The 24,476-nt window shown below is 38.0% G+C and carries 14 protein-coding genes; 8 read left to right on the top strand and 6 right to left on the bottom strand.

From position 1 onward, the window contains the following. Window positions 1-246: 246 nt before the first annotated feature. Window positions 247-1,875, top strand: a complete 1,629-nt coding sequence (pruA, locus tag IPP32_17260; protein MBL0049833.1) for an L-glutamate gamma-semialdehyde dehydrogenase — start codon at window positions 247-249, stop codon at window positions 1,873-1,875. A gap of 298 nt (window positions 1,876-2,173) precedes the next feature. Here pruA and hemF read toward each other — a convergent pair whose 3' ends face one another. The 5 genes from hemF to IPP32_17235 all read right to left on the bottom strand — a co-directional run bounded on the left by hemF (window position 2,174) and on the right by IPP32_17235 (window position 8,998). Then, complete coding sequence (gene hemF / locus IPP32_17255; protein MBL0049832.1) at window positions 2,174-3,103, bottom strand: oxygen-dependent coproporphyrinogen oxidase; 930 nt, start codon at window positions 3,101-3,103, stop codon at window positions 2,174-2,176. Next, window positions 3,103-4,755, bottom strand: a complete 1,653-nt coding sequence (locus IPP32_17250) for a LysM peptidoglycan-binding domain-containing protein (GenBank protein MBL0049831.1) — start codon at window positions 4,753-4,755, stop codon at window positions 3,103-3,105. The genes hemF and IPP32_17250 overlap by 1 nt, the downstream gene beginning before the upstream one ends. Before the next feature lie 357 nt (window positions 4,756-5,112). Continuing rightward, entirely contained in the window at window positions 5,113-6,639 is a 1,527-nt protein-coding gene (guaA, locus tag IPP32_17245) for a glutamine-hydrolyzing GMP synthase (GenBank protein MBL0049830.1), read from the bottom strand. 107 nt (window positions 6,640-6,746) lie between these two features. Next, window positions 6,747-7,871: a DNA polymerase III subunit beta gene (dnaN, locus tag IPP32_17240; protein MBL0049829.1), complete on the bottom strand. Its 1,125-nt coding sequence runs from the start codon at window positions 7,869-7,871 to the stop codon at window positions 6,747-6,749. A gap of 101 nt (window positions 7,872-7,972) precedes the next feature. Beyond that, window positions 7,973-8,998 (bottom strand): hypothetical protein, encoded by a 1,026-nt coding sequence (locus tag IPP32_17235; GenBank protein MBL0049828.1) that lies wholly within the window; start codon window positions 8,996-8,998, stop codon window positions 7,973-7,975. A 154-nt stretch (window positions 8,999-9,152) separates the two neighbouring features. On the opposite strand from IPP32_17235, the gene IPP32_17230 reads away from it, so the two are divergent. From IPP32_17230 to IPP32_17200, 7 genes are all read left to right on the top strand, one after another. Continuing rightward, a complete protein-coding gene (locus IPP32_17230; GenBank protein ID MBL0049827.1) occupies window positions 9,153-10,094 on the top strand; it encodes an SPFH domain-containing protein in 942 nt (313 codons plus the stop codon). 378 nt (window positions 10,095-10,472) lie between these two features. Continuing rightward, a complete protein-coding gene (locus tag IPP32_17225) occupies window positions 10,473-15,092 on the top strand; it encodes an SBBP repeat-containing protein (protein ID MBL0049826.1) in 4,620 nt (1,539 codons plus the stop codon). Window positions 15,093-15,192: 100 nt separating this feature from the next. Then, complete coding sequence (locus tag IPP32_17220; protein MBL0049825.1) at window positions 15,193-17,025, top strand: M1 family metallopeptidase; 1,833 nt, start codon at window positions 15,193-15,195, stop codon at window positions 17,023-17,025. A gap of 2 nt (window positions 17,026-17,027) precedes the next feature. Further along, a complete protein-coding gene (locus tag IPP32_17215; protein ID MBL0049824.1) occupies window positions 17,028-18,392 on the top strand; it encodes a hypothetical protein in 1,365 nt (454 codons plus the stop codon). Between the two features lie 194 nt (window positions 18,393-18,586). Next, window positions 18,587-19,486 carry a hypothetical protein gene (locus tag IPP32_17210; protein ID MBL0049823.1) on the top strand — a complete coding sequence of 300 codons (900 nt, stop codon included), beginning with the start codon at window positions 18,587-18,589 and terminating at the stop codon, window positions 19,484-19,486. A gap of 70 nt (window positions 19,487-19,556) precedes the next feature. Then, entirely contained in the window at window positions 19,557-19,979 is a 423-nt protein-coding gene (locus IPP32_17205; GenBank protein MBL0049822.1) for a hypothetical protein, read from the top strand. Window positions 19,980-20,063: 84 nt separating this feature from the next. Continuing rightward, on the top strand, window positions 20,064-23,402 hold the full coding sequence (locus IPP32_17200) for an ATP-binding cassette domain-containing protein (GenBank protein MBL0049821.1): 3,339 nt from the start codon (window positions 20,064-20,066) through the stop codon (window positions 23,400-23,402). Between the two features lie 95 nt (window positions 23,403-23,497). Here IPP32_17200 and IPP32_17195 read toward each other — a convergent pair whose 3' ends face one another. Next, on the bottom strand, window positions 23,498-24,412 hold the full coding sequence (locus IPP32_17195; GenBank protein MBL0049820.1) for a WD40 repeat domain-containing protein: 915 nt from the start codon (window positions 24,410-24,412) through the stop codon (window positions 23,498-23,500). Between the last annotated feature and the right edge of the window lie 64 nt (window positions 24,413-24,476).

The following is a 24,476-nucleotide window of genomic DNA, read 5'->3' as shown; positions in this document are numbered from 1 at the left end:
TTAACGCTGCTCATATGCACTAATCACCCACCACATCGCTCGGGATAACTCAAGACATTAATGCCTCCATATCGCTCGCATTCCCTAATTCTCATTCAATTCTACTCAAGCTTCCAAAGCATTTCCATAACTCATTCACTCAATAACCCAATAACCCAATAACCCAAATCCCAATACTCAATACTCAATACTCAATACTCAAATCTTTATTCTTAATTTCGCAGTCCGAATCAAAAAACAAAAACTATGTCAACAGGATTTTTCTCAATACCAAAGGCAATCAACGAACCCATAAAAAGCTATGCTCCCGGAAGTGCGGAGCGCAAAGAGTTACAGGCTATGCTCGCGCATTTGCGTTCTCAAGTAGTGGATGTGCCCATGTATATAGGAGGTAAAGAAGTAAGAACCGGTAAAACGGCTACACTTAATCCCCCACACGATCACAAGCACTTGTTAGGAAATTACCACAAAGGAGATAAAACCCATATTAAGCTGGCTATTGATGCTGCAATGGCTGCGAAAGCAGATTGGAGTAATTTAAGTTGGGAAAACCGAGCCAGTATTTTTTTAAAGGCTGCTGATTTGTTGGCAGGTCCATATCGCGCTAAGCTAAATGCAGCTACGATGTTGGGCCAATCGAAAAATGCTTTTCAAGCAGAGATTGATTCAGCTTGCGAGTTGATTGATTTTTTGCGTTTCAATGTGCAATATATGGGTGAAATTTATGCGCAGCAACCAATTTCATCCAACGGTATTTGGAACCGTGTGGAACAAAGACCACTCGAAGGTTTTGTGTTTGCGCTTACCCCTTTTAATTTTACGGCTATCGCCGGAAATCTTCCTTCTTCTGCAGCCATGATGGGCAATACAGTAGTATGGAAACCTTCCAACACACAAATTTATGCAGCCAACGTTATCATGGAAATTTTCCGTGAGGCCGGTTTGCCCGATGGAGTTATTAATTTGGTGTATGTGTCGGGTCCGGAAGCAGGTGAAGTTATTTTCTCGCATCCCGATTTCGCAGGTATTCACTTTACCGGTTCAACTGAAATTTTTCAAAACATTTGGAAAACTATTGGAACCAATATTCATCTCTATAAATCGTATCCTAGAATTGTTGGTGAAACAGGCGGAAAGGATTTTATTGTGGCACACAAATCGGCTAAACCTGCTGTGGTAGCCACCGCAATTTCTCGTGGTGCGTTTGAATACCAGGGACAAAAATGTTCGGCAGCCAGTCGCGCGTACATTTCTTCCAACATTTGGAACGAAGTAAAAGACTTGGTTATAAAGGATATCAAATCATTTAAGATTGGACCTACAGAAGATTTTAGCAATTTTATTAATGCGGTGATTGACGAAAAATCATTTGATAAACTTGCAGGATATATTGATAATGCTAAAAAGGATAAGGGTGTAGAAATCATTGCGGGCGGAAACTACGACAAAAGCAAAGGATATTTTATTGAACCCACTGTGATTGTTACCGGCGACCCAATGTATAAAACCATGTGCGAAGAATTGTTTGGTCCGGTGTTAACTGTTTATGTATATGATGAAAATAAATTTGAGGAAACTTTAAAGCTGATTGATTCAACATCTAATTATGCATTAACCGGTGCCATCATTTCACAAGACCGATATGCAATTGATTTAGCAACTAAAAAGCTTCAAAACTCAGCCGGTAATTTTTATATTAATGATAAGCCAACCGGTGCGGTTGTTGGACAACAGCCATTTGGTGGCGCCAGAGGTTCCGGTACAAATGATAAAGCAGGTTCAATGATAAATTTATTGCGATGGGTTTCTCCACGCACAATCAAAGAAACCTTTGTTCCACCAACAGATTATCGCTATCCATTTTTGAGCGAATAATAATTTCAACTCATCTTCAAAAATGCTTCTTCGCTTATTCGAAGAAGCATTTTTTGTTAATACAAAAAGATTCACAAATAGCTTTTTAAAAAGGTTCAACCTTCGTGAATCCTATAAAATCTATGTTCCTATGTGGTTAAAAAAATAGCATTACATAATAGAACGCTGATCTATTATGATGGTTATGATTTTTATGATTTGTCTATAGACAGGTAAGGGATTATTGTTGATATAAATTAGCGAACCAGCAATTTGTAATACCCTCTGTGAGACCTATGCGACCTATGTGACTTTGTGTTTAAACTCTGCCCACCCAATTAATTCCTTTTTTTAAAAAATCTAAGGTCTTCGCTTCAGCACTTCCTGCTTCCGGCTCAAATGCATAATGCCACTCAGCTTGCGGAGGTAAGCTCATTAAAATGGATTCGGTTCTTCCATTGGTTTCTAATCCGAATTTTGTACCTCGGTCGTACACCAAATTAAATTCCACATAGCGGCCTCTTCTGATTTTTTGCCATTGGGATTCCTTTTCGCTGAAGGGTAAATTTTTATTTTTATGAATAAGGTTTACATAAGTAGGAGCAAAGCAACTGCCCAAAGCGCGCACAAAATCAAATCGATTTTCTTTAGTAAATTCAGGTATTTCAGAAAGATTGTCAAAGAATATTCCCCCAATTCCACGGGTTTCATCTCGGTGAGGGATATAAAAATAATCATCGGCCCATTTTTTAAAATCAGGGTAATAATCTGGAGAGAATAAATCGCATACTTTTTTTAACTGGTTATGAAAAAACTTTGCGTCTTCCTCCACCACGTAATGCGGAGTTAAATCAATACCGCCACCAAACCAATGTTTTCCCGAAGTGGTTTCAAAATAGCGGGTGTTCATGTGAATGATGGGAACCATAGGACTTTTAGGGTGAATCACAATGGAAATTCCGCTGGCAAAAAAGAGTTCCTTTTCACTAACTGTATCGCCTTTGGCAGCCATAAAGGCAGGTAACTTTCCCCATACAGCCGAAAAATTTACACCGCCTTTTTCAATCACATTTCCATTTTGGATTACGCGCGTTTTGCCTCCTCCGCCTTCAGCACGCACCCATTTATCTTCTTTAAATTTTGCTAGTCCATCTGCTTCTTCTAATGCATTACATATCTCATTTTGCAAAGATTGGAACCAGACGCTTGCTCGTTTGCTTAGCGCTGAAAATTCTGATGGGTGTTCCATTATTTGTCAGGACTTAACGTGAAGTCTTTGTATTGCAAAATAAAAACCGACTTATTTTCATAGCCACTTTCTACAGCAGTTTCAACAAATTGAAAATTACATTGAAGCCCTTTCTTTGGACTATTGGGCAAAGCGAGATAAAATTCCTTTCCTGATTTTTGCAACTCAGCTAAAAAATACATTCCACAATCATAACCTTGAAGCGCATATTTGGTAGGATCAGTTTTATATTTTTCGCGGTATTTTTTCATCATCCCAATTGTTTCCGGTGAAGCATAATTGAGGTAACTAGAAGAAGGTATATGCAATTGTAAATCCTGGATGGTATTGATGTCAAGATTGTCGAAACTCACCCAACTTTCCATTCCGAAAAGTACAATTTTGTAATCCTTTTTTAGTCCGCGTAAGCTATTCACCAAACTAGTAACAAAGGCTTGATCGTTGCTGGGGATAAAAATAATGTTGTTGGCTGTTGCCGATAATTTAGCTTGTAGCCCTTTAACGCCGGCAGTTTTAAATACTACTTCGGCAATGCTATCTTTTCCTAATTCAGCATTACAGCGGTTTTTGAAGGTGGTGAGTGATGATTTTTCTTTCAGCAATCCATTGTGCAATATTATCAAGTTTTGCTTTTTATAGTGTTTTGTAATAAAATCGGCTACTGCTTCCACCTGCGTGCTGGTGGATGCCGAAACTTTTATCGCATATTTGTTTCCCAACAAAAGTTTGTTTTGCTGGGCATAAGGAATAACAATCGGAATATGATTTCGCTTGGCATAATCTGTTGCTTGAGTGCTCGGTGAATTGTGGAAAGGTCCAATAATTAGGTTTGATTTTCGCAATTCTGATTTCTCAAGCACATTCACAATTTGCAACGAATCGTTGGGTGCATCGAATGCACTTACTTTTAAATTTAAACCAGTGTTTTTTAACGAGTCGGCTGCTATTAAAAATCCTTCGTAAAATTCAATTGCAGCATAAGACTTACTAGGAATAGCAGTTCGAATATTTTTTTGAAACTTAAGGGTATCAATATCCTCTAAGTTAAAAGGAAGTAATAACGAAACTGAAAATGTTTTGGAACTAGTGCTTTCATTATTCGTTTTTATTTCAGGCACTCTAGCAGGCTCACTTGTTACACTGCTTTTCGGCGGAATCACTTTTTCCGGAGGAGCACTATTGCTTGTGTTTTTTTGAGGGATTTTAAGTTGCTGTCCTACTTTCAATCCATCTTCAATTTCGGGATTAGCCTTGGTGATTTCTTCAATTGAAATATTATAAAGTTTGGATATAGCATAAAGTGTTTGCTGTTTTTCAACCGTGTGAGTTAAGTAAGTTGGAGTAGTAGGAACTGCAGGAGGGGTAGAAGGGCTCGCAGCTTTTTTTATGTCTTTGATAGGGATTTTTAAAACCTGTCCGGGAGAAACGCCATCCACCACTTCAGGATTCTCGAAAATTACATCTTTCGTATTTACATCATACGCTTTAGCAATGGAGTATACGGTTTGACCTGCCTCCACAGTATGCATGTAATATTTTACGCCATCAATTTTTTCAACTTTAGTGGATTTTGTAATTTCAGTCGAGGTCCCTGTCTGTGCGTAAAGCAAAGAACTTGTGCAAATAAGGAAGAATAGAAGTAGGGTTTTCAATAAAGTTGAATTAGTTTATAGAATAGGATAAAATTAGTTTAGAAAAATAAACATACATTAAGTCAAAATTCAAAAAATCATAAAAATCATAATCATCCTAAAAAATCAGCGTTCTTTTCCACCCCCAGCCCCCGCCAGCGGGGGATATTAGCTCATAATTCAATCCGCAAACAATTAAATTATGGAACCTTGTCACCCAACCCTTCAAATCATAAAAATCATAATCATTCTAAAAAATCAGCGTTCTTTTCCACCCCCTGCCCCCGCCGGCGGGGGATATTAGCCCAACAATCAATGTGCAAGCAAATAAATCCTGAAACTTAGAAACATAAAAACCCAGAAACCCAGAAACCAAAATCACTCCCATTCAATCGTGGCGGGAGGTTTAGAGCTGATGTCATATACTACCCTATTAATTCCTTTTACTTTATTAATTATTTCATTGCTGATGTTCGCTAAAAACTCATAAGGCAAATGACACCAATCTGCCGTCATTCCATCTGTAGAACTCACCGCGCGTAAGGCAATTGCATTTTCGTAGGTACGTTCATCTCCCATTACACCCACACTTTGCACCGGTAAAAAGATGGCACCGGCTTGCCACACATCCTTGTACAAATCAGCTCTTTTTAATCCATCAATAAAGAGCGCATCTACTTCTTGTAATATATGTATCTTTTCTTTAGTGATTTCACCAAGTATGCGAATAGCTAATCCGGGTCCTGGAAATGGATGACGGTTTAAAATAGCGTCATCGATGTGCAAATTGCGACCCACTCTGCGCACTTCATCTTTAAACAAAGTATTTAAAGGCTCTACAATTTTAAGCTTCATATAATCAGGTAATCCGCCCACATTGTGATGTGATTTTATGGTTGCCGATGGGCCTTTCACCGAAACGGATTCGATTACATCCGGATAGATGGTTCCCTGTGCTAACCACTTTACATCGCTAATTTTATGGGCTTCTTTATCAAATACATCAATAAATATTTTTCCAATCGCCTTCCGTTTTAATTCCGGATCTGAAACATTTTTTAAAGCATTTAAAAACAGCTCTTTCGCATCTACACCCACCACATTTAAGCCCATGTGTTGATAAGAATCCAATACGTTTTCAAATTCATTTTTTCGAAGCAGCCCATTGTCTACAAAAATGCAATACAAATTTTTTCCAATCGCTTTATGCAACAATACTGCCGCAACCGAAGAGTCCACGCCACCACTTAGTCCCAACACTACTTTATCATTACCAAGTTTCGCTTTTAATTCAGCAATTGTAGTTTCAACAAAAGAGTCGGGCGTCCAACTTTGGGAACACCCGCAAATGCTTACAACAAAATTTTTCAAAAGTGTAATTCCGCCGGTGCTGTGATACACTTCGGGATGAAATTGTATTCCGTACGTGGAACTATTTTTAATATGGAAGGCTGCAACTTTCACATCTTGTGTGCTTGCTATTATTTCAAAAGTTGGAGGAATGCTCGCAATGGTATCGCCATGACTCATCCACACTTGTGATGGGAATTCAATATTGGCCAACAATTCATTATCCGCTACTTTTCGCAAGCTTGCTCTGCCGTACTCCCGAATTTTTGAAGGCAATACTTCACCGCCTTGTGTAAATGCCAAAAGTTGCGCACCATAGCAAACACCAAGTACGGGTAAGCTTGTTAGAAGGGCAGATAAATCAGGATTAGGGGATGCCGTATCGCGCACCGAAAAAGGACTTCCCGAAAGGATTACGCCTTTGATACTTGCATTTATTTCAGGAATTTTATGAAAGGGGTGTATTTCACAATACACGTTCAGTTCCCGTAATTTTCGCGCTATTAATTGTGTGTATTGTGAGCCGAAATCAAGAATTAAAATAGTTTCCTGCATGGAGTGCAAAGATAAAATATTGTTTAAAGCATTTTGTTACAATTGTCAAAAAACAAAAAAAGCTGACAAAATCAGATTGCCAGCTTTTTTTGAATTCAGGTAAAGTATTAAGAATTCAACATAACTGGCATCACCAGCATGAGGATATCTTCGTCTTTATTGTCTTTTTCGGCAGGTAATAAAATTCCTGCTCTGTTGGGAGCCGACATTTCTATGATAACATTGTCGCTTTCCAAATTGGATAACATCTCCAATAAAAATTTGGAATTGAATCCAATTTCCATATCATCGCCGGTGAAACTGCAAGTCAAACGATCGTTTGCTGCGTTATTATAATCATAATCTTCAGCAGAAATACTCAATTCGCTACCGGTAATTTTTAGGCGCACTTGATTGGTTGATTTATTCGCAAAAAGCGCAACTCGCCCAATTGAATTCAACAAAGAAACACGATCAATCGTTAATTTATTCGGATTCGATTTTGGAATAACCGCTTCGTAATTCGGATATTTTCCGTCAATTAAACGGCACACCAAATTGATGTCGTTAAAGCTGAATGACGCATTAGTATTATTATACACCATTGTAACCTCAGTATCCTCAGCCGCTAAAATTCCTTTAATAAGATTTAACGGTTTTTTAGGAAGAATAAATGAAGCAGTAGCTTTTGTTGCTTTGTAGTCGTTGCGCGTGTAACGCACCAATTTATGCGCATCTGTAGCTACAAACAATATGTTTTGATCGCTTAGTTGACAAAACACACCACTCATTGTTGGGCGTAAATCATCGTTTCCGGCTGCAAAAATTGTTTTATTGATAGCATTAGCAATCACATGCGAATGCAACTTTATGGTGCTGGGCTTGGTGATAGCTGGAACCTTTGGAAATTCATTTCCATCAAATCCGGTCAATCGGTACTTTCCTTCTCCGGCAGAAATTTCAATGGAATGCGTTTTCTCATCAATCAAAAATGAAAGTGGTGTTTCAGGAAGTTTTTTCAACATGTCCATCAACATCTTTGCAGGAACTGCAATGTTTCCGCTTTCTTCAGATTTAATTGCAATTTTAGTGGTCATGGTAGTTTCCAAATCCGATGCGGAAACTGTCATTTCGCCCTTTTCAATCTCAAACAGGAAGTTATCTAAAATAGGCAGCGAATTGCTTGAATTTAATACCCCTCCGATGTGCTGTAGGTGTTTCATTAAAGTCAAACTCGATACAATAAATTTCATACGGTTTTATTATTTTTTTAGTTAAGTCGCAAATATAATTTTTTGCTTCACATAATAGCTTTTATTCGGGCTTTGAGTTATCCTTTTTTTTCAACAAAAAATTACTTCTCAAAGTAGGTAATAGGTTTTAGAATCTTGTCAAATACCAAGTACTGAACCATAAAGAGGTCGGGCTCATCATTTAGTTTAGCATAAAAGCGGTCAGGGTCATATTTTAATTGGAAGCCTTTTTCATCCAAATCGCCATCCACTCCCTTTCGGGGGAAGGTTGTAAAGCGCATTGTTTTGCCCTGCACATCACTAACACTGATTAGATGCAACGGTTGCAATGCCATGGTGCTGTCTTTGGTTTTTGGATTGAGTTTACTAGATATACTTTCGAAAGTGACCGATTTTAAATCGAGCAAATAAGCTTTAATTTGATTGGTATCGATGGAAATTTCCTTGCCACTCTTTAGCGATAAAATACTGAATTGCACATTTCGTGGGTCGTTTCCAAGATGATTTATTTTTAACTCAAAAGAGAGCTCAGGATTGCGCGGATATTCAATTTTAATGTTTGAAAATTCATAAGGTAATTGCGGAAAAAATTGGTTGCTTCGCCACAAATTTTCATCTAAAAAGTAGCGTGTATTTAAAAAGCCTTCAAAGCCCTGAAGCCACATTACATAAGGAGTAGCCGAATTTTCTAACATCATGTAGGTACCGTAAAAATCGGTTGTAGTACCCCCAACATAATAGGTTTTACTTAGTTGGTTATTTTGATAAATTTCAACCTTCACGGCTTCTGCCGCCAAGCGCTTAACCACATTATTAAAAGCTGTTTTGGGAACTGTTGCTTTAACCGAAATACCATGCATGGTTTCGAGTAAAGTTTGCATGGATTCTTTTTTGGCAGTGAATTTACCGTTAACCTTCCATTCATGTGCACTTACACGCTCTAATGTTACGCGCTTTCCTCGCTTATCCGCCATAAAAATTTTGCTGATGCCGGCAGTATCTTTAACTGCAAAATTGGTAAGCTCTTTTTTAAGTGTATTGCTTTTATTTTTGGACGAAAAATAGAGCACTACTAAGCTGAGTGTCACAATGATTCCAATACCTATAAGAATGTTTTTTTTCTGCATAAAATCTTAATCGCTCTCCTTTTTTGAGCCGCCAAAGATATTAAAAATCAAGTGTAAGCAAGCAAATCCTGACGACACGAAAGGCTTTTCTAAAATATTAACAAAATCAAAACAAAAAAAATTATCTTTAATCAAAATTTTAAATGCAAAAATTATGGGAATAGCCGGTATCGTTATTTTAGTGTTAGTGCTCGCAACACTCTTCCTTTCCTTTGTAACAGTGCAGCAAGGAACAATTGGTGTGATTACAATATTTGGCAAATACCGCCGTATTTTAACACCCGGCTTAAACATGAAAATTCCCTTTGTAGAAGTTATTTACAAGCGAGTAACCATTCAAAATCGCTCAGTAGAATTGGAATTTCAAGCCACAACCATCGATCAGGCAAACGTGTATTTTAAAGCTATGCTTTTGTACGCAGTGCTCAATCAAGAGGAAGAAACAGTTAAGAATGTGGCCTTCAAATTTATTGACGAGCGCAACTTGATGCAAGCCTTAATACGTACTGTTGAAGGCAGTATTCGCGGATTTGTAGCAACCAAAAAGCAATCGGAAGTTTTATCGCTGCGGCGCGAAATTGTTGAAGATGTTAAGGAACAAATTGACTTAACACTAGAAGGCTGGGGATATCACTTAATTGATTTGCAACTCAACGACATCACCTTTGATGAAGCCATTATGCGTAGTATGGCCCAGGTCGTTGCTAGTAATAACCTTAAGGCGGCTGCCGAAAATGAAGGTCAAGCCCTATTAATTACAAAAACTAAAGCTGCTGAAGCGGAAGGAAACGCCATTAAAATTGCTGCCGAAGCAGAACGCCTCGCCGCCCAATTAAGAGGACAAGGTGTTGCCTTATTCCGCGAGGAAGTGGCCAAGGGTATGAGCATGGCTGCCAAAGAAATGCAGGAAGCCAATATGGATACATCGGTTATATTGTTTTCGATGTGGACAGAGTCTATTAAGCACTTCGCAGAGAATGGAAATGGCAATATTATTTTCTTGGATGGTAGCCCCGAAAACATGCAACGCACCATGCAGGAAATGATGGCCATTAACAGTACCAATATGTTGGGAAGGACGAGAGATAAACAATAATTTCACTTTATTTTCTTTGTTCATAACAAAGGATTCTTCAAAAGTGTTAAGTTGAGTAAAGCTTAACGATTTATTGCCACATTTAGACAGTTTAAATTTAGTTAGCATACTTATTTTCTTTCAGATACAAAGAAAGCCTTAGTAAAAAATCCTAAATTGTATCTCCTCGTTTCGTCTCCATTTTCATATGGCACCATCTTTATTCTTCAACCCAAATTTTGCGATTACTGTATTTAGCACACTCCATTTTTTAGCAGATTCAAAAACATTCAGCTAAAAAATTAACCCACTTGGCTTCAAAAATCCCTCATTGCGAGTAAAATTTGGTCTGTAACGTCCAATTGTACGTATATTTAGCGGTAATTCAACCACTAGTATATGAGAAATATAATTTACTTCCTCCTCACTTTTCTAACCACAATTTTAGCTTACCAAAGCAGTTTTGCGGGATATTATAATTGGGCTAAGCGCTTTGGAGATGCAGGCGTTAATGTAGACGTAGGTAAATCTATTGTGAGCGATAGACAAGGCAATGTATACCTTACTGGTCTCTTTAAGGGAACAGTCGATTTTGACCCTGGTAATGGCATTTCTAACTTGGTTGCCGGTGGAACAAGCGAAAATATTTTTTTCGCAAAATACAATTCCAATGGAAATTTTATTTGGGCAAAACAAATTGGAGATGCTAACTTGAGCAAGGGTTTGAACATTCAGGTGGATGATACCGGAAATGTGTATTTGCTGGCTAATTTTGAATTGAGCACTTCCCTCGATTTTGATCCGGGAGCCGGCATTGCCAATGTGGATGGGCAAGGAAATAAAACCATTGCATTTGCTAAATACACTTCCAACGGCGATTATGTTTGGGCAAAATCAATCAGCGGGGTATCCGATTGTTACGCAACTTCCTTTAAAGTAGAGCATACCGGAGCTATTTACCTTGCCGGCAAATTTTATTTAACCGCGGATTTTGACCCCTCCGCTGCAAGCGCTAATTTAACTTCTACTGGAACTTCAAACGGCTTTTTTGCGAAATACGATAACAATGGAAATTATATTTGGGCAAATCAGCTAAGTGGCGCAACGGTTGAGCCTTCACAATGTGAAACGGATAATTTAGGGAATATTTACCTTACCGGATTTTACCGCGGCACTTGCGATTTTAATCCTGATGGAGTGGGACAATACATTCGAAGTAACGATGGAAACTCCGATTTTTTTGTTGCGCGGTACACTGAAAATGGTGCCTTTACATGGGCAATCGCACTGGATGGGACCAATGAAGATTTTGGAAATTCTATCGCGGTGGATAATAATCAGAATGTATACGTAGTTGGAACTTTTATCGATAGTTTAGAAACAGATCCAAGCCCAGTTGATAATTATTTGGTTTCTGCAAGTGCAGGTGTTTCAGATAATTTTGTCACAAAGTATGATGCCTTGGGTAATTCTGTTTGGGCATTTAAAATTGGAAATGCACAAATCGATTATTGCAATTCTATAGCCGTTGATCCGAATGGCTTAGTCTTTATTACTGGCACCTATACCGGAAATTTGGATTTTGACCCTGGTGCTTCCTTTAATATTTTAAGTGCAGGCCCTAGCTATAACATTTATTTGGCAAATTATGATGAAAATGGAGAATTTGGCTGGGCAAGAGATATTGGTGGAATTCAATACGATGAAGCACTAGATATTTCCATAGATAGAAATAGCAATATTTATATAACAGGTTATTTTGGCGACGATGTTGATTTTGACCCAAGTCCTGATGATACTGCTTCCTTTAATGGAGGAACAGTAGATATTTTTATGGCAAAATTTTCAAGTGACCAACCTTTGCGCATTAAAAAACCATACGATTTTGCAAGCTGGTTTGTTGATGCAACTTATCCCATCACTTGGCAAAGTAATGGGATTGACAGTGTGAAAATTGAGCGTCAGCAGCAGGGTCAAACTGCGTGGGAGCTAATTGCGAATGTGCCGGATAGTCCTGCAGTACTAAACTATTTTTTGCCGGCAAATAATCCGCTCGATGCGTATACCTTGCGCATTTCAGATTTACTTAATCATACCGTAAAACACCAACACACTGTAAAGGTAAAATTTTCACCACAGCTCAATTATCCTGTTGGTGCAGAAGTCTTTAATGGAGATTCGTTGATTACGATTAACTGGTTTGCCTCAGGAGTAAGTTCTGCATTTTTTGATTTAAAATTTTCTATAAACGGCGGTGCAAACTGGTTTAAAATGCGGGATAGTGTGCAAACCCTTTACGATAACGATAGTAGCTTTTACATTGGAAATTACAATTGGCAAATTCCGCGTGGCATAAATTCAACTACCTGCAAAGTTGGAATTTTTGGAGTGAATTTAAGCACCCCACTTTTTGCCTCAAACAATTTTACCATTACTCCACCCAGTCCTACTAGCTTTCAAATTTTATCACCCAATGGGGGAGAGGTACTTGAACGTAAAAAGCACCACTACATCACTTGGACCGGTGTAAGTATGCCGCCTGTGGTTGTATTGTTTTACTCTTTGGATGGAGGTACCTATTATGTTATTGATACTGTCGCCAATACCGGCTTTTATAATTGGAGGGTTAGAGATACTGTTTCAACAGATTGTTACATTAAAGTTAGCAATTTAGCGCACACCATTATGGACGAAAGCGATGCAACTTTTTCGATAGTGAACTCCTTAAATGATGATGTAGTATTGACTGCACCTGTTTTAAACGATAAATGGTGTGAAGGAACACAACAATACATTCGTTGGACGAGCAACTATAACGGTAAAATTACGCTTTGGCTAAAACGCAACTCAGGCACAGATGATTTTATTGATACAGTCGATGCGAGTGATGGTATGTATTTTTGGACAGTTCCCAACAGTACGTTTACCGGAAACCGCATTCGAATTGAACCTGCGGATGGCAGTGGCAGTAATTTAAGCACCAGCGATTATTTTATGATTTGCACAAATTATTCGTTTTTAAATGTTTTGTTACCAAATGGAGGCGAAAGTTATTATCCGGGTGCTTACGTTCCACTTACGTGGGATAATAATTATGTGGATACAGTATCCGCATATTACTCCATTGATAACGGTATAAATTGGAATTTGATTCAAACAGGAATCACGCAAAGCCCCTATTTTTGGTTAGTGCCCGATAGCACTTCTTCCACTTGTTTAGTGAAGATCGAAGCCACCAACAATGCAACTATAAGTGATGTAAGCAATGCAACCTTTACTATAATGCCTGCATTTATTGGTGTTACTCCCTTGATTAGTACAACAGCTTTGCTCACTGACCCCTGCAAGACCGATACGTTTAATTTATTTTATACTGTTTCGGGCAATTTCGATACAAGCAATACCTTTATTGTGCAGCTTTCTGATAGCCTTGGTAGTTTTAGCGGGGCTTTCACAGGAATTGGCATAAAAAAGGATTCCATAAGTGGTAGCATAATGTGTAAAATTCCTGCAAGTGTTAAAAACAGTAATCTTTATAGTATTCGTGTACTAGCTGATAATCCACCATCTATTGGAACATCCACTCCTGCATTTAAGCTTGAATCTCCCGAATTTACATTTAGAGATTCAGTTGAATATTATTTTTTACCAAATGCAATTGCAAAATTTCCTATTGTTTCTATTTTACCTACCGATGCAATTGAATGGAAATTTGGAGATGGCACATTTTCCAGTTTGACGCAACCTACGCATACGTATACGCAAGCCGGGATTTTTGATATTACCGTAACCGTCACCAATATCAATGGTTGCAGCACATCAAAAACAAATGCACGTTATGTGAAAGTGGATAAGAAATTCCCAAATCGCGCCCTAAACCCTAATGCAGTTACTACTGTTACAGGTATTTCCTTTAAGAACGACAGTACCGGAACAATTTCATTTGCCGATGGCTCTGTTAAATTTACTAACGACTATGGAGTAAACTGGTATGCGGTTCAAGCAACAGGATTGTCGGATGTGCAAGCTGTGAAAGTTAAAAATGCGTTCGAATGGATTGTTGTAGGAAGCAATGGCGGGGTGCGAAAAACACTTAATCGTGGCTTAAGCTGGGATACGGTAACTTTTGCTTCAGGCGCTCTTCCGACCGTTAAACTAAATGCGGTTGATTTTTCGAGCAATGGTACAGGGTATATTGCGGGTGACAGCGGTAAGGTATATCGCTATTTTGCCGGAAAATTTGTAGCGGCGCCACAATTTACGCAGGCAAATTTATATACTGTTTACGACAATGGAACCGATGCATTTGTTGCGGGTGACAGTGGACAAATTGTAAAACGAAATGCCGGTGTATGGAATCAAAAAAGTTCAGGTTTAACTACTCCAATACGTTCAATTGTTTTTGCTGTTGATAACCCATTAAAAGGCTATGCGGTTGGCGATCAAGGTAAAATAGTTCAAAGTAACGATGCGGGCGAAACCTGGAGCCTTTCCCTTTCGGGAGTGGATATAAACTTTTCGAGTGTTGCTTGCTCCGAATTGGGTGATAGCGCTTGGGCTGTTGGTGAAGCCGGTATTATTTATCAAACAATTGATTTTGGGCAAACCTGGGAACGTTTTTCTAAAGGTTCAACAACTGCCAATACACGTGTTACATTCCGCAAACCCCGCGGTTATATTGCAGGCAGCTCGGGAAGTTTACGCATATTTAATCCGGTGAATAACCAGTTGACACTCGGTGTAAAATCACTGCAAAAAACAGCTTCACTCGATTTTTCGGTATTTCCTAATCCGGTAAAGAATCAGTTGACCATAAATTGCGATGTGGCTAATTTCAGTGCAGTAACCATTTCAATGAAAGATATGAATGGCAAAGAGCTGATGCACTTTACTGCACATAAATCAGGACTTGGGTTTCAGAAGGTGGTGGATGTTTCAAAGCTTAACAATGGTATTTATTTCATACATCTTTTAACTGAAAATGAGTACTTGATTAAGAAAATAGTAGTGCTCAATTAAAATATAGTTTCATCAATTTAAAAAGGCCGGTCGGATTTTTTCGAACCGGCTTTTTTGCTTCTGCGATAAAGGCTATCTTAGCAGCCTTCAACTTTTATTTGTGAGAAAAACTTTTTTACAAGTGCTGATTTGCTTGCTTTTTCAGCATGTTTCGTTCGCCCAAACTTCAGTTACACCCGGCTATACCTATCGCTCAAGCGTGAATCCCTATTATTGGAAAAATCGAAAACCCAATCCCGAATATTGGCAGCAAGATGTGCATTATACCATTGATGCTACACTCGATGAAAAGCTCGGCATCATTGATGGATCTGAAGTATTAGAGTACTCCAATAATTCACTGGATGAATTGCAGTTTGTGTATTTTCACCTTTACCAAAATGCTTTTCAACCCGGCTCTTATGCTGATAATTTGATGCTAAACAATGGTGTAAAAACCAAGTGGAGCGCATACGAAGCACAAAAATTAGGTACCACCATTTCCAAATTGGAGCAAAATGGAGTGATATTAAAAACCGAACTCGATAATACTATTTTAAAGGTTTACTTAAACACGCCACTAAAACCGGGAGAAACAACACAGTTCGAAATTGATTTTGTAACCCATTTTGGGGAAGGTGCAACGCGGCGAAGAATGAAAAAATTCGCTTCTTTTGGCAGCACCGCTTTTAATGGAACGCACTGGTACCCGAGAATAAGCGTGTATGATCGAAAATTTGGTTGGGATACGCAACAACATTTGGGCAGAGAATTTTACGGTGATTTTGGAGCCTTTGACGTAAGCTTAAATTTTGCATCAAATTACATTGTAGAAGCCACCGGTATGTTGCAAAACAGTGACGAAGTTATGCCGGATTCACTTCGACAAAAACTCGATATTAAAAATTTTGCACATAAGCCATGGAATAGCAAACCTTCAGTAGTTATTCCATATCAAGCCTCCCAGCGAAAAATTTGGAAGTATAATGCAATGAATGTGCATGATTTTGCATTTACAGCAAGCCCTAATTATCGCATAGGCGAAAAAATGTGGAACGGTGTTCATGTAATTGCATTGGTGCAGGAACCACACGCAGCTTTATGGCAAAATGCAGCGGAGTATGCTGCTAAAATTATTCAAGTTAACTCAACCGATTTTGGAATGTTTGCCTATCCTAAATTGGTTGTTGCCGATGCAGAAGATGGAATGGAATACCCCATGCTTACGCTGGATGGCGGCTATGATCCTAGCTACCGGCAATTGCTCGCACATGAAATTGGTCACAATTGGTTTTTTGCCATGGTGGGTAACAACGAAACCTACCGTCCCGCTTTGGACGAGGGATTTACACAGTTTTTGACAGCATGGGCACTCGAAAAAATTGACGGTAAATATTTGGTAGAATTCCCTCCTAAATCAAAATATGAAAAAAAATATACGCGCCCAACTGAAGCCCGTTATGAGCGGGTCTACAAATCGTATGTTAAGGATGCACTTAAAAATGAAACCCAACAATTAAATACCCATTCCGATGATTTTAACGGTGCGCTTGGACAAGGGGGTGGTTATAAGGAGGTGTATTATAAAACCGCTGCCATGTTGTATAATTTGCAATATGTGTTGGGCGATAGTTTGTTTTTAAAAGCCATGCAACACTACGTAAATCAATGGCAAATTGCACATCCTTATTTTGAAGATTTTAGAAATTCAATAATTGAATTTACTAAAGTAGATTTAAATTGGTTTTTTGACGAATGGCTCGAAACTACCAAGACCATTGATTATGCAGTAACTTCCGTAAAAAAAACAGAGAATAAGGGAGAGTACTGCATCCGGTTTACGCGAAGGGAAGCTGCACAAATGCCAATTGACTTTAGGATAATATCAAAGAAAAATACCATTTATGATTATCATGTTCCCAATACCTGGTTTCAGAAAAAACCGATGCTATAATTTTGCCTAAATGGTTCGGTTGGGGATCTAAATTGAATCCCGACTATACAGCTAAAGTTACTATACCTGAAGGCATTAAAAATGTCCAAATAGATCCAAGCCATCGTTTAGCTGATTTTAATCTTTTAAATAATTCAAAAAAATGCCCCATTGTGTTACGTTTCGACCATCAAATTGAGAATGATCCCTTATGGGAAAAATACGAATTGTTTTGGCGACCCGAAATTTGGTACAACAGTTATGATGGCATAAAAGGCGGGATGCATTTGAATGGGAATTACCTGAAACAACGTCATATTTTTGATGCCACCCTTTGGTTTAATACGGGCCTTGGCCAAAAGCAATTTTCTAATTTTCAAAACGATTTCAATCTTTTTTCTTTTCGAGTGAACTACAAAACCGCGCTGCGTAGTGTGGGCAAAAAAATAAATTTGTTAGCATCCGCAAAATACCTTGATGGTTTGCAGAGTTTTAAGCTGGGGTTCGAAAAGTTCAAAACCTCAGAGCGCACCCGTTTCTACCTTTATTTCAAGACTTTGTATCGTGCAGATAGCAGTGATTTAAATTATTTGCTTTATCCGAATGAATGGCATGTTTCCAAACATAATAATAGCTTTAATCTGGGAGTCGATCATTCCTATTATTACCCCAAAGGAAACGGTAAAATAAATTTGAATATCAGAAATGCTGCATTTACAAAATCCTATGCCTACTCAAGTGTTAGCCTTACTGTGCTTAACAAAACCTATTTCAATACTATTGATTTTCGAACCCGTTTTTTTGTTCAATATACAGTTGGTAAATCTATACCCGACGAATCGGCTTTGTATTTAGCAGGCGCCAATCCGGAGGAATTAATGGAAAGCAAATATTTGCGTTCAGGTGCTTTTGTCCCACAAGATTGGCTGGGATATAGTTCTACACTCAATCATTTTCAACAAGCTGGGGGCTTGAATTTGCGTGGCTATGCCGGTTATACTCCTGTAGAATTTACCAATCAGAATTTGAATCAGCATAAAATTTATAAAGGCAAATCAGGTGCAGCCTTGAATGTTGAAATGAGCTTTGTTCGACGCTTCCGAACGCCTTACGCTAAAATTAAGAATTACCTGGCAATGGATGTTTACCTCTTTGCAGATGCAGGAAGTTTGGATTATCTGAGCGATGGCGGTAAGGAAGCTTTTGCCAATGTGCGGACAGATGCCGGTTTGGGCGCAACTTTAACCATAAAGAAATGGGGAATTCTTGAAAAGCCTACACCACTTACTATTCGATTTGACATGCCCTTCTTCCTAAGTAGTCCTCCAAATGAACAACCCGAGTACGTAAAATTTCGCTGGGTAATGGGACTTAGCAAATCATTTTAAAAGACGAAAGCCGATTAGTTCGATTTTGAATGAGGTTGTAGGCGTTTTGCATTATTCGGTCTCTTATTTAATGCAATTCATCACATCACTTTAAGTTTAACGGCAAAATGAAATGGGGCAATATTTTATTTTGACATTTAAATATTTTTTCATTACTTGCACCCTAATTACTAAAACAAAAATCATTCTTTGATATGACACTTAAAAAATTACACATCAGGAAATTAGCGTTTTTGTTGGCAGTTCCCGCTATAACATTATATAGCTGCGGTGGTGGCGACAAAGAAAAAAGTAGTGAGGACGTGGTGGCTGTTGACAGCACCAAAACAAATTTGGTGAATGTAAATGGAGCACTTTTTAGCATTCCATCGCCAATTGAAACGTCGCTCTTACTAAAAAAGCTGGGTGCTAACTACACAAAAGAAATTCTTAACCAAGCGAGCAAAAGCACTTCTTATTCAACCAATTATAAAAAGGCCTTGAATCTTGGCGTGTATGGTGCTGACTTAGGTTATGTTACTATTTATGAGCAACCTCAGGATGCAATTGGTTATTTGAAAGTGGTAAAAAAATTAGCCGATGATATTGGCGTTTCCGGTGCTTTTGACGCATCCTTAATGAAACGTTTTGAAGGGAACTTAGCTAACAAGGATTCCTTATTGGGAATGACTTCTGCAGCATACCGCGCAAGCGATTCTTATTTAAAAGATAACGAAAGAACGGATGTTAGTGCTTTAATTATTGCCGGTGGATGGGTTGAAAGTTTATATTTTACTACCAGTTTAGTAAAATCAAAACCCAATCAAGACATTGCCAACCGTATTGGAGAACAAAAATCATCCTTAGATAACCTTATCAAATTACTTACTCCGTATTATCAGCAACCTGAGTATACCGAGTTTGTAGATGCACTAATTGATTTAGCGTATGATTTTGATGGAATTGAAGAAAAATACACTTTCATCGCGCCAACTACCGATGTAACAAATAAGGTAACAACTATTAACAGTAAATCGGAAGTAGTTATTACAGAAGCACAACTTAAAACCATAACCGAAAAAATTAATCATATCAGAACCTTAATCGTTGGATAAGCAGGATTGTAACTGTCATTACACATGATTGATACTATATCCATTTGACCATTAAAAACAAAAAAAACAAATGAAAAATATCCTTACAAAAATTGCTTTCGTTTTTTGTGTGTTGGTACTTGCTAATAAAGCAAACGCACAATGTGATACCATAGCTAATGCTTGTGTTAAGAATTTAACTAACCAGTATATTTCAGATGGACAACAATACCGTGCGCTTTTGTTGGATAAAGAAGTGGCTGAGTTTCATGCAACGTTTTATGGTGGTTCTCAATACCGTATTGCCGCTTGTAGCGGATTGTCGGATGGCAACTTAACTTTTGAATTATTTGACAAAGAAAGAAATGTATTGTTTAGCAATGCCGACCAAATGAATTCACCGTATTGGGATTTTAAATTTACCAATACTATGGAAGTTACCATGGAAGCTAAGTTGAATAAAACCAGCGCAACTTCAGGCTGTGCAGTATTGCTCATCAGTTTCAAACAATAATTTTTTCGCCAAACTCTTAAAAGACATTCTACCTTGTGTAGTAATGTCTTTTTTTTTTCGCAAAACTTTTAAATGTATTAAAAAATGAGTGAACGTATATTAAAAGCCCTCATGCAACTTTTTGCAATTATTGCAAAAGTGGATGGAGTTACCAATTCAGGTAGAAATATTGTTCAATCTTTTTTAAAACAGCAACTCAATCAGGAGTTGGTAGATGAATACCTCAAGCTCTTTGATGAGTTTGTAGAAAAACTCCAAGGGGGAGGCGACAGCGAAAAACGAAAAAAGAAAACCTCCGTAAATTCTGTTAAGGTGCTTAAAATTTGCACCGAGATTAACAAAGAGCTTACTCAAAAACAAAAAGTGGTGGTGCTTATTCGTTTAATTGAGTTCATCAATTCTAACGAAGAAACCAGCGAGCAAGAACTCGAATTTGTTAAAACTGTTTCCGATGTATTTAATATCGAAGACCAGGAGTTTATTCGTTGCTCTGCCTTTATCAATAGTAGTAAGAACGACTTCTCCGATTCCAGTAATTTACTGTTAATCGACAATAAAAAAGAAGGACATGAAGATCGCAGTCGCCACTTGTGTGTGGATACGCTGAGCGGTGAAATACGTGTTTTGCAAATTTCCAGTGTAAGCATGTATGTGCTACGCTATTTTGGAACAAGTGAGTTGTATTTAAATGGCCAAATCCTTACCGGGGATAAGGTGCACATTTTAACTCCCGGATCAACCATACGCAGCAGCAAGGTTTCACCAATATATTACAGCGATATCATCAGCTGTTTTATGACGGATACCACTGCTTCCAAAATTGTTTTTCAAACTAAATCCTTGGAGTTTCGATTCAAAAACGACAAGATTGGCTTGCAAAAATTTAACATGTTTGAAGAGTCGGGAACCCTTATCGGGATTATGGGAGGGAGTGGTGCCGGTAAATCAACTTTACTTAATATATTAAACGGTAACGACAGGCCTTCCAGCGGAGAAGTGCTTATTAATGGCATCAATATCCACACCGAGAAAAATAAAATTGAAGGTGTTATCGGCCACGTTTCGCAAGACGATTTATTGATTGAACAACTCACTGTTTTTCAAAATTTATTTTACAACGCAAAGCTGTGTTTCGATAATTTGTCGGATCCCGAAATTTCACGAGTGGTGCTCGAATTGCTTACTAGCATTGGCTTATACGAAACGCGTGATTTAAAAGTGGGAAGCCCCTTAGAAAAAACCATTAGTGGTGGGCAACGCAAACGATTAAACATAGCCCTTGAATTAATACGCGAACCCTCAGTTTTATTTGTGGATGAACCAACTTCCGGACTTTCATCCCGCGACAGCGAAAATATAATGGACTTGCTGAAAGAGCTTGCCCTTAAAGGAAAGTTGGTATTTGTGGTAATTCACCAACCTTCTTCCGAAATATTTAAGATGTTTGATAAGCTCATCATTTTGGATTTGGGTGGGTATCCTATTTACAACGGAAATCCGGTGGAAGCCATTATTTATTTCAAAACCTTGGTGAATCATGTTAATGCCAATGAAAGTGAATGTGTAACCTGCGGAAACGTTAATCCGGAGCAAATTTTTAACATCATCGAATCCAAAGTATTGGATGAATATGGCGATCAAACACAAACGCGTAAAATATCACCCAAGGAGTGGAATGAGTTTTATGTAAGCAAGCTTGAGCCCGAAGTGGATTCGGCAAAAGTGGAAACTGAAATTCCTAAAAGCACATTCCGTATCCCTAATAAAATAAAGCAATTCTTGGTATTCATTACCCGTGATGTGCTTTCAAAACTTACCAATAAACAATACCTTTTTATCAACTTGTTTGAAGCTCCGGTATTGGCTTTAATTCTTTCCTATTTGGTGCGCTATTTTAAAAGCGACGTTTCCAATAAAGCGGGCTACGTGTATTACGAAAACGAAAACATGCCTGCTTATATGTTTATGAGTGTGGTGGTTGCTTTGTTTATAGGCCTCACCGTGAGTGCCGAAGAGATTATTGCCGACCGAAAAATATTAAAGCGCGAATCCTTTTTGAATTTGAGTAAAGGGAGTTACTTATTTTCTAAAGTAAGTATCATGTTTGTGCTATCTGCCATTCAAACACTGTCCTTTATACTTATCGGGAATACTATCTTAGGAATTAATGGGATGTATTTAGATTACTGGTTTGTGCTCTTTACCACGAGCTGCTTTGCCAATATGTTGGGATTAAATATTTCGGCCAGCTTTAATTCTGCGGTTACCATTTATATTTTAATTCCTTTTTTAATTATTCCACAACTTTTATTAAGCGGTGTAATTGTAAAATTTGATAAACTCAATCCGGTAATTACTACACAAGGCACCGTTCCTATGTCGGGCGAAGTAATGACTTCTCGTTGGGCATTTGAAGCTTTGGCAGTAAATCAGTTTAAGAAGAATGAATTTCAAAAGAATTTTTACCTGCTCGATAAAAGCATAAACGTTTATAATTTTAGAAAAGATGATTGGTTAAAAGCACTAAAAGCCAAGGTGGACAATTGCGAAAATATTTACCGCGATATTCAGGAACGTAGCGATAAATCAAAAATTGCCGATTTAGAATACGATTTAGGCGTGCTTAAAAATGAGTATGAGTTACACAATCAAAAGGATGTAAATAGCCCTGTATTCAGTGATATGGATAAACTCAACTTGGCTAAATTTGATTTGAATGTTTCAGCTAAATTAAAGGATTATAATTCCAAAAAATTGGAAAAGTATTTTATTCGCAATGAAAATATTTACCGTGCTAAGAAGGATTCCTTAACCAATCAAACCATTTTCAAATTGGGTAGCGAAGGGATTACGCTTACTCCTTTGCAAATGGATTTGTATACCGGTAAAAAAGTGGAGTCAAAACAACCTACCGCACTTGAAAAATATCAGGAAGCACGCAAAAGAAAACTTTTAATTGCTACCGATTCAACACTTCGCGACAGTTTGGAGAAAATGCCCGAGCAATTGATTGTTTCGCCCTATTCTGCTAAGGATAGCGCGGTGGTTGCAACAGTGCGTGAAGACGGTGAAAATCGCTTAAATGAGTTGAAATTTAAATATGTAAATAAAAGTTTAGATGATCTATTAACTAATGCACAAGATTTTGATAAGATTGTGGAAGTAGATGGAAAATTAATTCAACGTAAAAATCCTGTTTATTTAGATCCACCAAAAAACAGCCTCATTCGTGCACATTTCTTTGCACCTCGAAAGCGGGTATTTGGACAATACTTCGATACCTTTTGGGTAAATATATCGGTCATTTGGAGCATGTCGCTATTCCTTGCCATTTCACTTTATTTTGATTGGCTCAAAAAAGCGATGGATTTCTTTGGTGATGTGAGCAGCCGATTTAAATTTTTGAGTAAGAAGAAAAAGTAGGTTTAACTTGCGATTTGATTGCTGTAGTTTTTTTTAACCACAATAGACACATAGTGCACATAGGTTGTGTTTTCTATTACCGCTTAAAAATTATCTCACTCCATTAGCTCCCATAACAATATTGCGCGATCGTCACCGGCAGAGATAAGCCAATTTTTGTAGGACGTCCATAAAATCTTATTCACCGAATTCAAATGCCCTTCGTAGTTTTCTTTGTTTATTCGAAGCAAAAATTCAAAAGTATGTGCATCCCAAATCTTTATTGTTTTATCGCGGCTCCCGCTTGCAAAATAATTTCCATCGGGATGAAAGGCAAGTGAGTATAAGGCAAAATTGTGCGCAGGAATTTTTGTGTGAAGAATTAGTTCGCCGGTATCAGTGCATTTCCATACGCACAAGTGTGCATCTTTTCCGCCCGAAAGCAGGAACTTGCCATTTGGGTGATATAACACACAGTTAGCGGAATCTTGATGCGCTTCAATGCTAATTTTTTCTTTTTGGTTTTGCATTTCAAACAGTCGTATAGAACCATCTCCACATGCTACAGCCAATTCTGTTTCGGCCGCGTTTAATGCCAAGTTTCTGATTTTTGCCGTACACAATTTCACAATTTTAAAACATGTTAAAGTCTCAGCATCTATAAATGAAATGGCCCCATCAGCGGAAGCGGCAACGATGCATGAATTTACCGCACTGTAAGTTAAATCAAAAATAGGAGCATGGTGATGTTGTAATATTTTGACTTCTTTTTTTTGAATCAAATCCACAATCGAAATTCCACCATCCGCCAAACCGGCGAGTAATAACTGTTTGCTGTGTATATAAAGAATAGAATAAACGGCCATTGGGAATGTTGCAATCACTTGAGGCACGCCTAAATTTAAATTCCAATTAAGGAGCACGCGATCGCTTCCGCACGAAAAAATTTCAGCCGGATGAGCACCTTTGCTCAAATTATAAATTGCAGCTGTATGCCCTGCCAAATGCCCAACCTTAAGCGTATGAATCATATATGAAAAATAGGTCAGTAAAACTACAGCTTTTCCATTCACATAAGGAAAAATACTGATGGTC

This window comes from Bacteroidota bacterium (assembly GCA_016721765.1).
In the GTDB taxonomy this organism is placed as follows: domain Bacteria; phylum Bacteroidota; class Bacteroidia; order UBA4408; family UBA4408; genus UBA4408.
Note: the sequence above shows the minus strand (reverse complement) of the source record. Positions and strands in the feature narration are given on the sequence as shown.

Coding starts and splice junctions, on each gene's coding strand:
- dnaN (MBL0049829.1), bottom strand. CDS start 7,871: ATGAAATTTATTGTATCGAGTTTGACTTTAATGAAACACCTACAGCAC.
- IPP32_17205 (MBL0049822.1), top strand. CDS start 19,557: ATGAAAAATATCCTTACAAAAATTGCTTTCGTTTTTTGTGTGTTGGTA.
- IPP32_17195 (MBL0049820.1), bottom strand. CDS start 24,412: ATGATTCATACGCTTAAGGTTGGGCATTTGGCAGGGCATACAGCTGCA.
- guaA (MBL0049830.1), bottom strand. CDS start 6,639: ATGCAGGAAACTATTTTAATTCTTGATTTCGGCTCACAATACACACAA.
- IPP32_17235 (MBL0049828.1), bottom strand. CDS start 8,998: ATGCAGAAAAAAAACATTCTTATAGGTATTGGAATCATTGTGACACTC.
- IPP32_17230 (MBL0049827.1), top strand. CDS start 9,153: ATGGGAATAGCCGGTATCGTTATTTTAGTGTTAGTGCTCGCAACACTC.
- IPP32_17225 (MBL0049826.1), top strand. CDS start 10,473: ATGAGAAATATAATTTACTTCCTCCTCACTTTTCTAACCACAATTTTA.
- IPP32_17200 (MBL0049821.1), top strand. CDS start 20,064: ATGAGTGAACGTATATTAAAAGCCCTCATGCAACTTTTTGCAATTATT.
- IPP32_17210 (MBL0049823.1), top strand. CDS start 18,587: ATGACACTTAAAAAATTACACATCAGGAAATTAGCGTTTTTGTTGGCA.
- hemF (MBL0049832.1), bottom strand. CDS start 3,103: ATGGAACACCCATCAGAATTTTCAGCGCTAAGCAAACGAGCAAGCGTC.
- pruA (MBL0049833.1), top strand. CDS start 247: ATGTCAACAGGATTTTTCTCAATACCAAAGGCAATCAACGAACCCATA.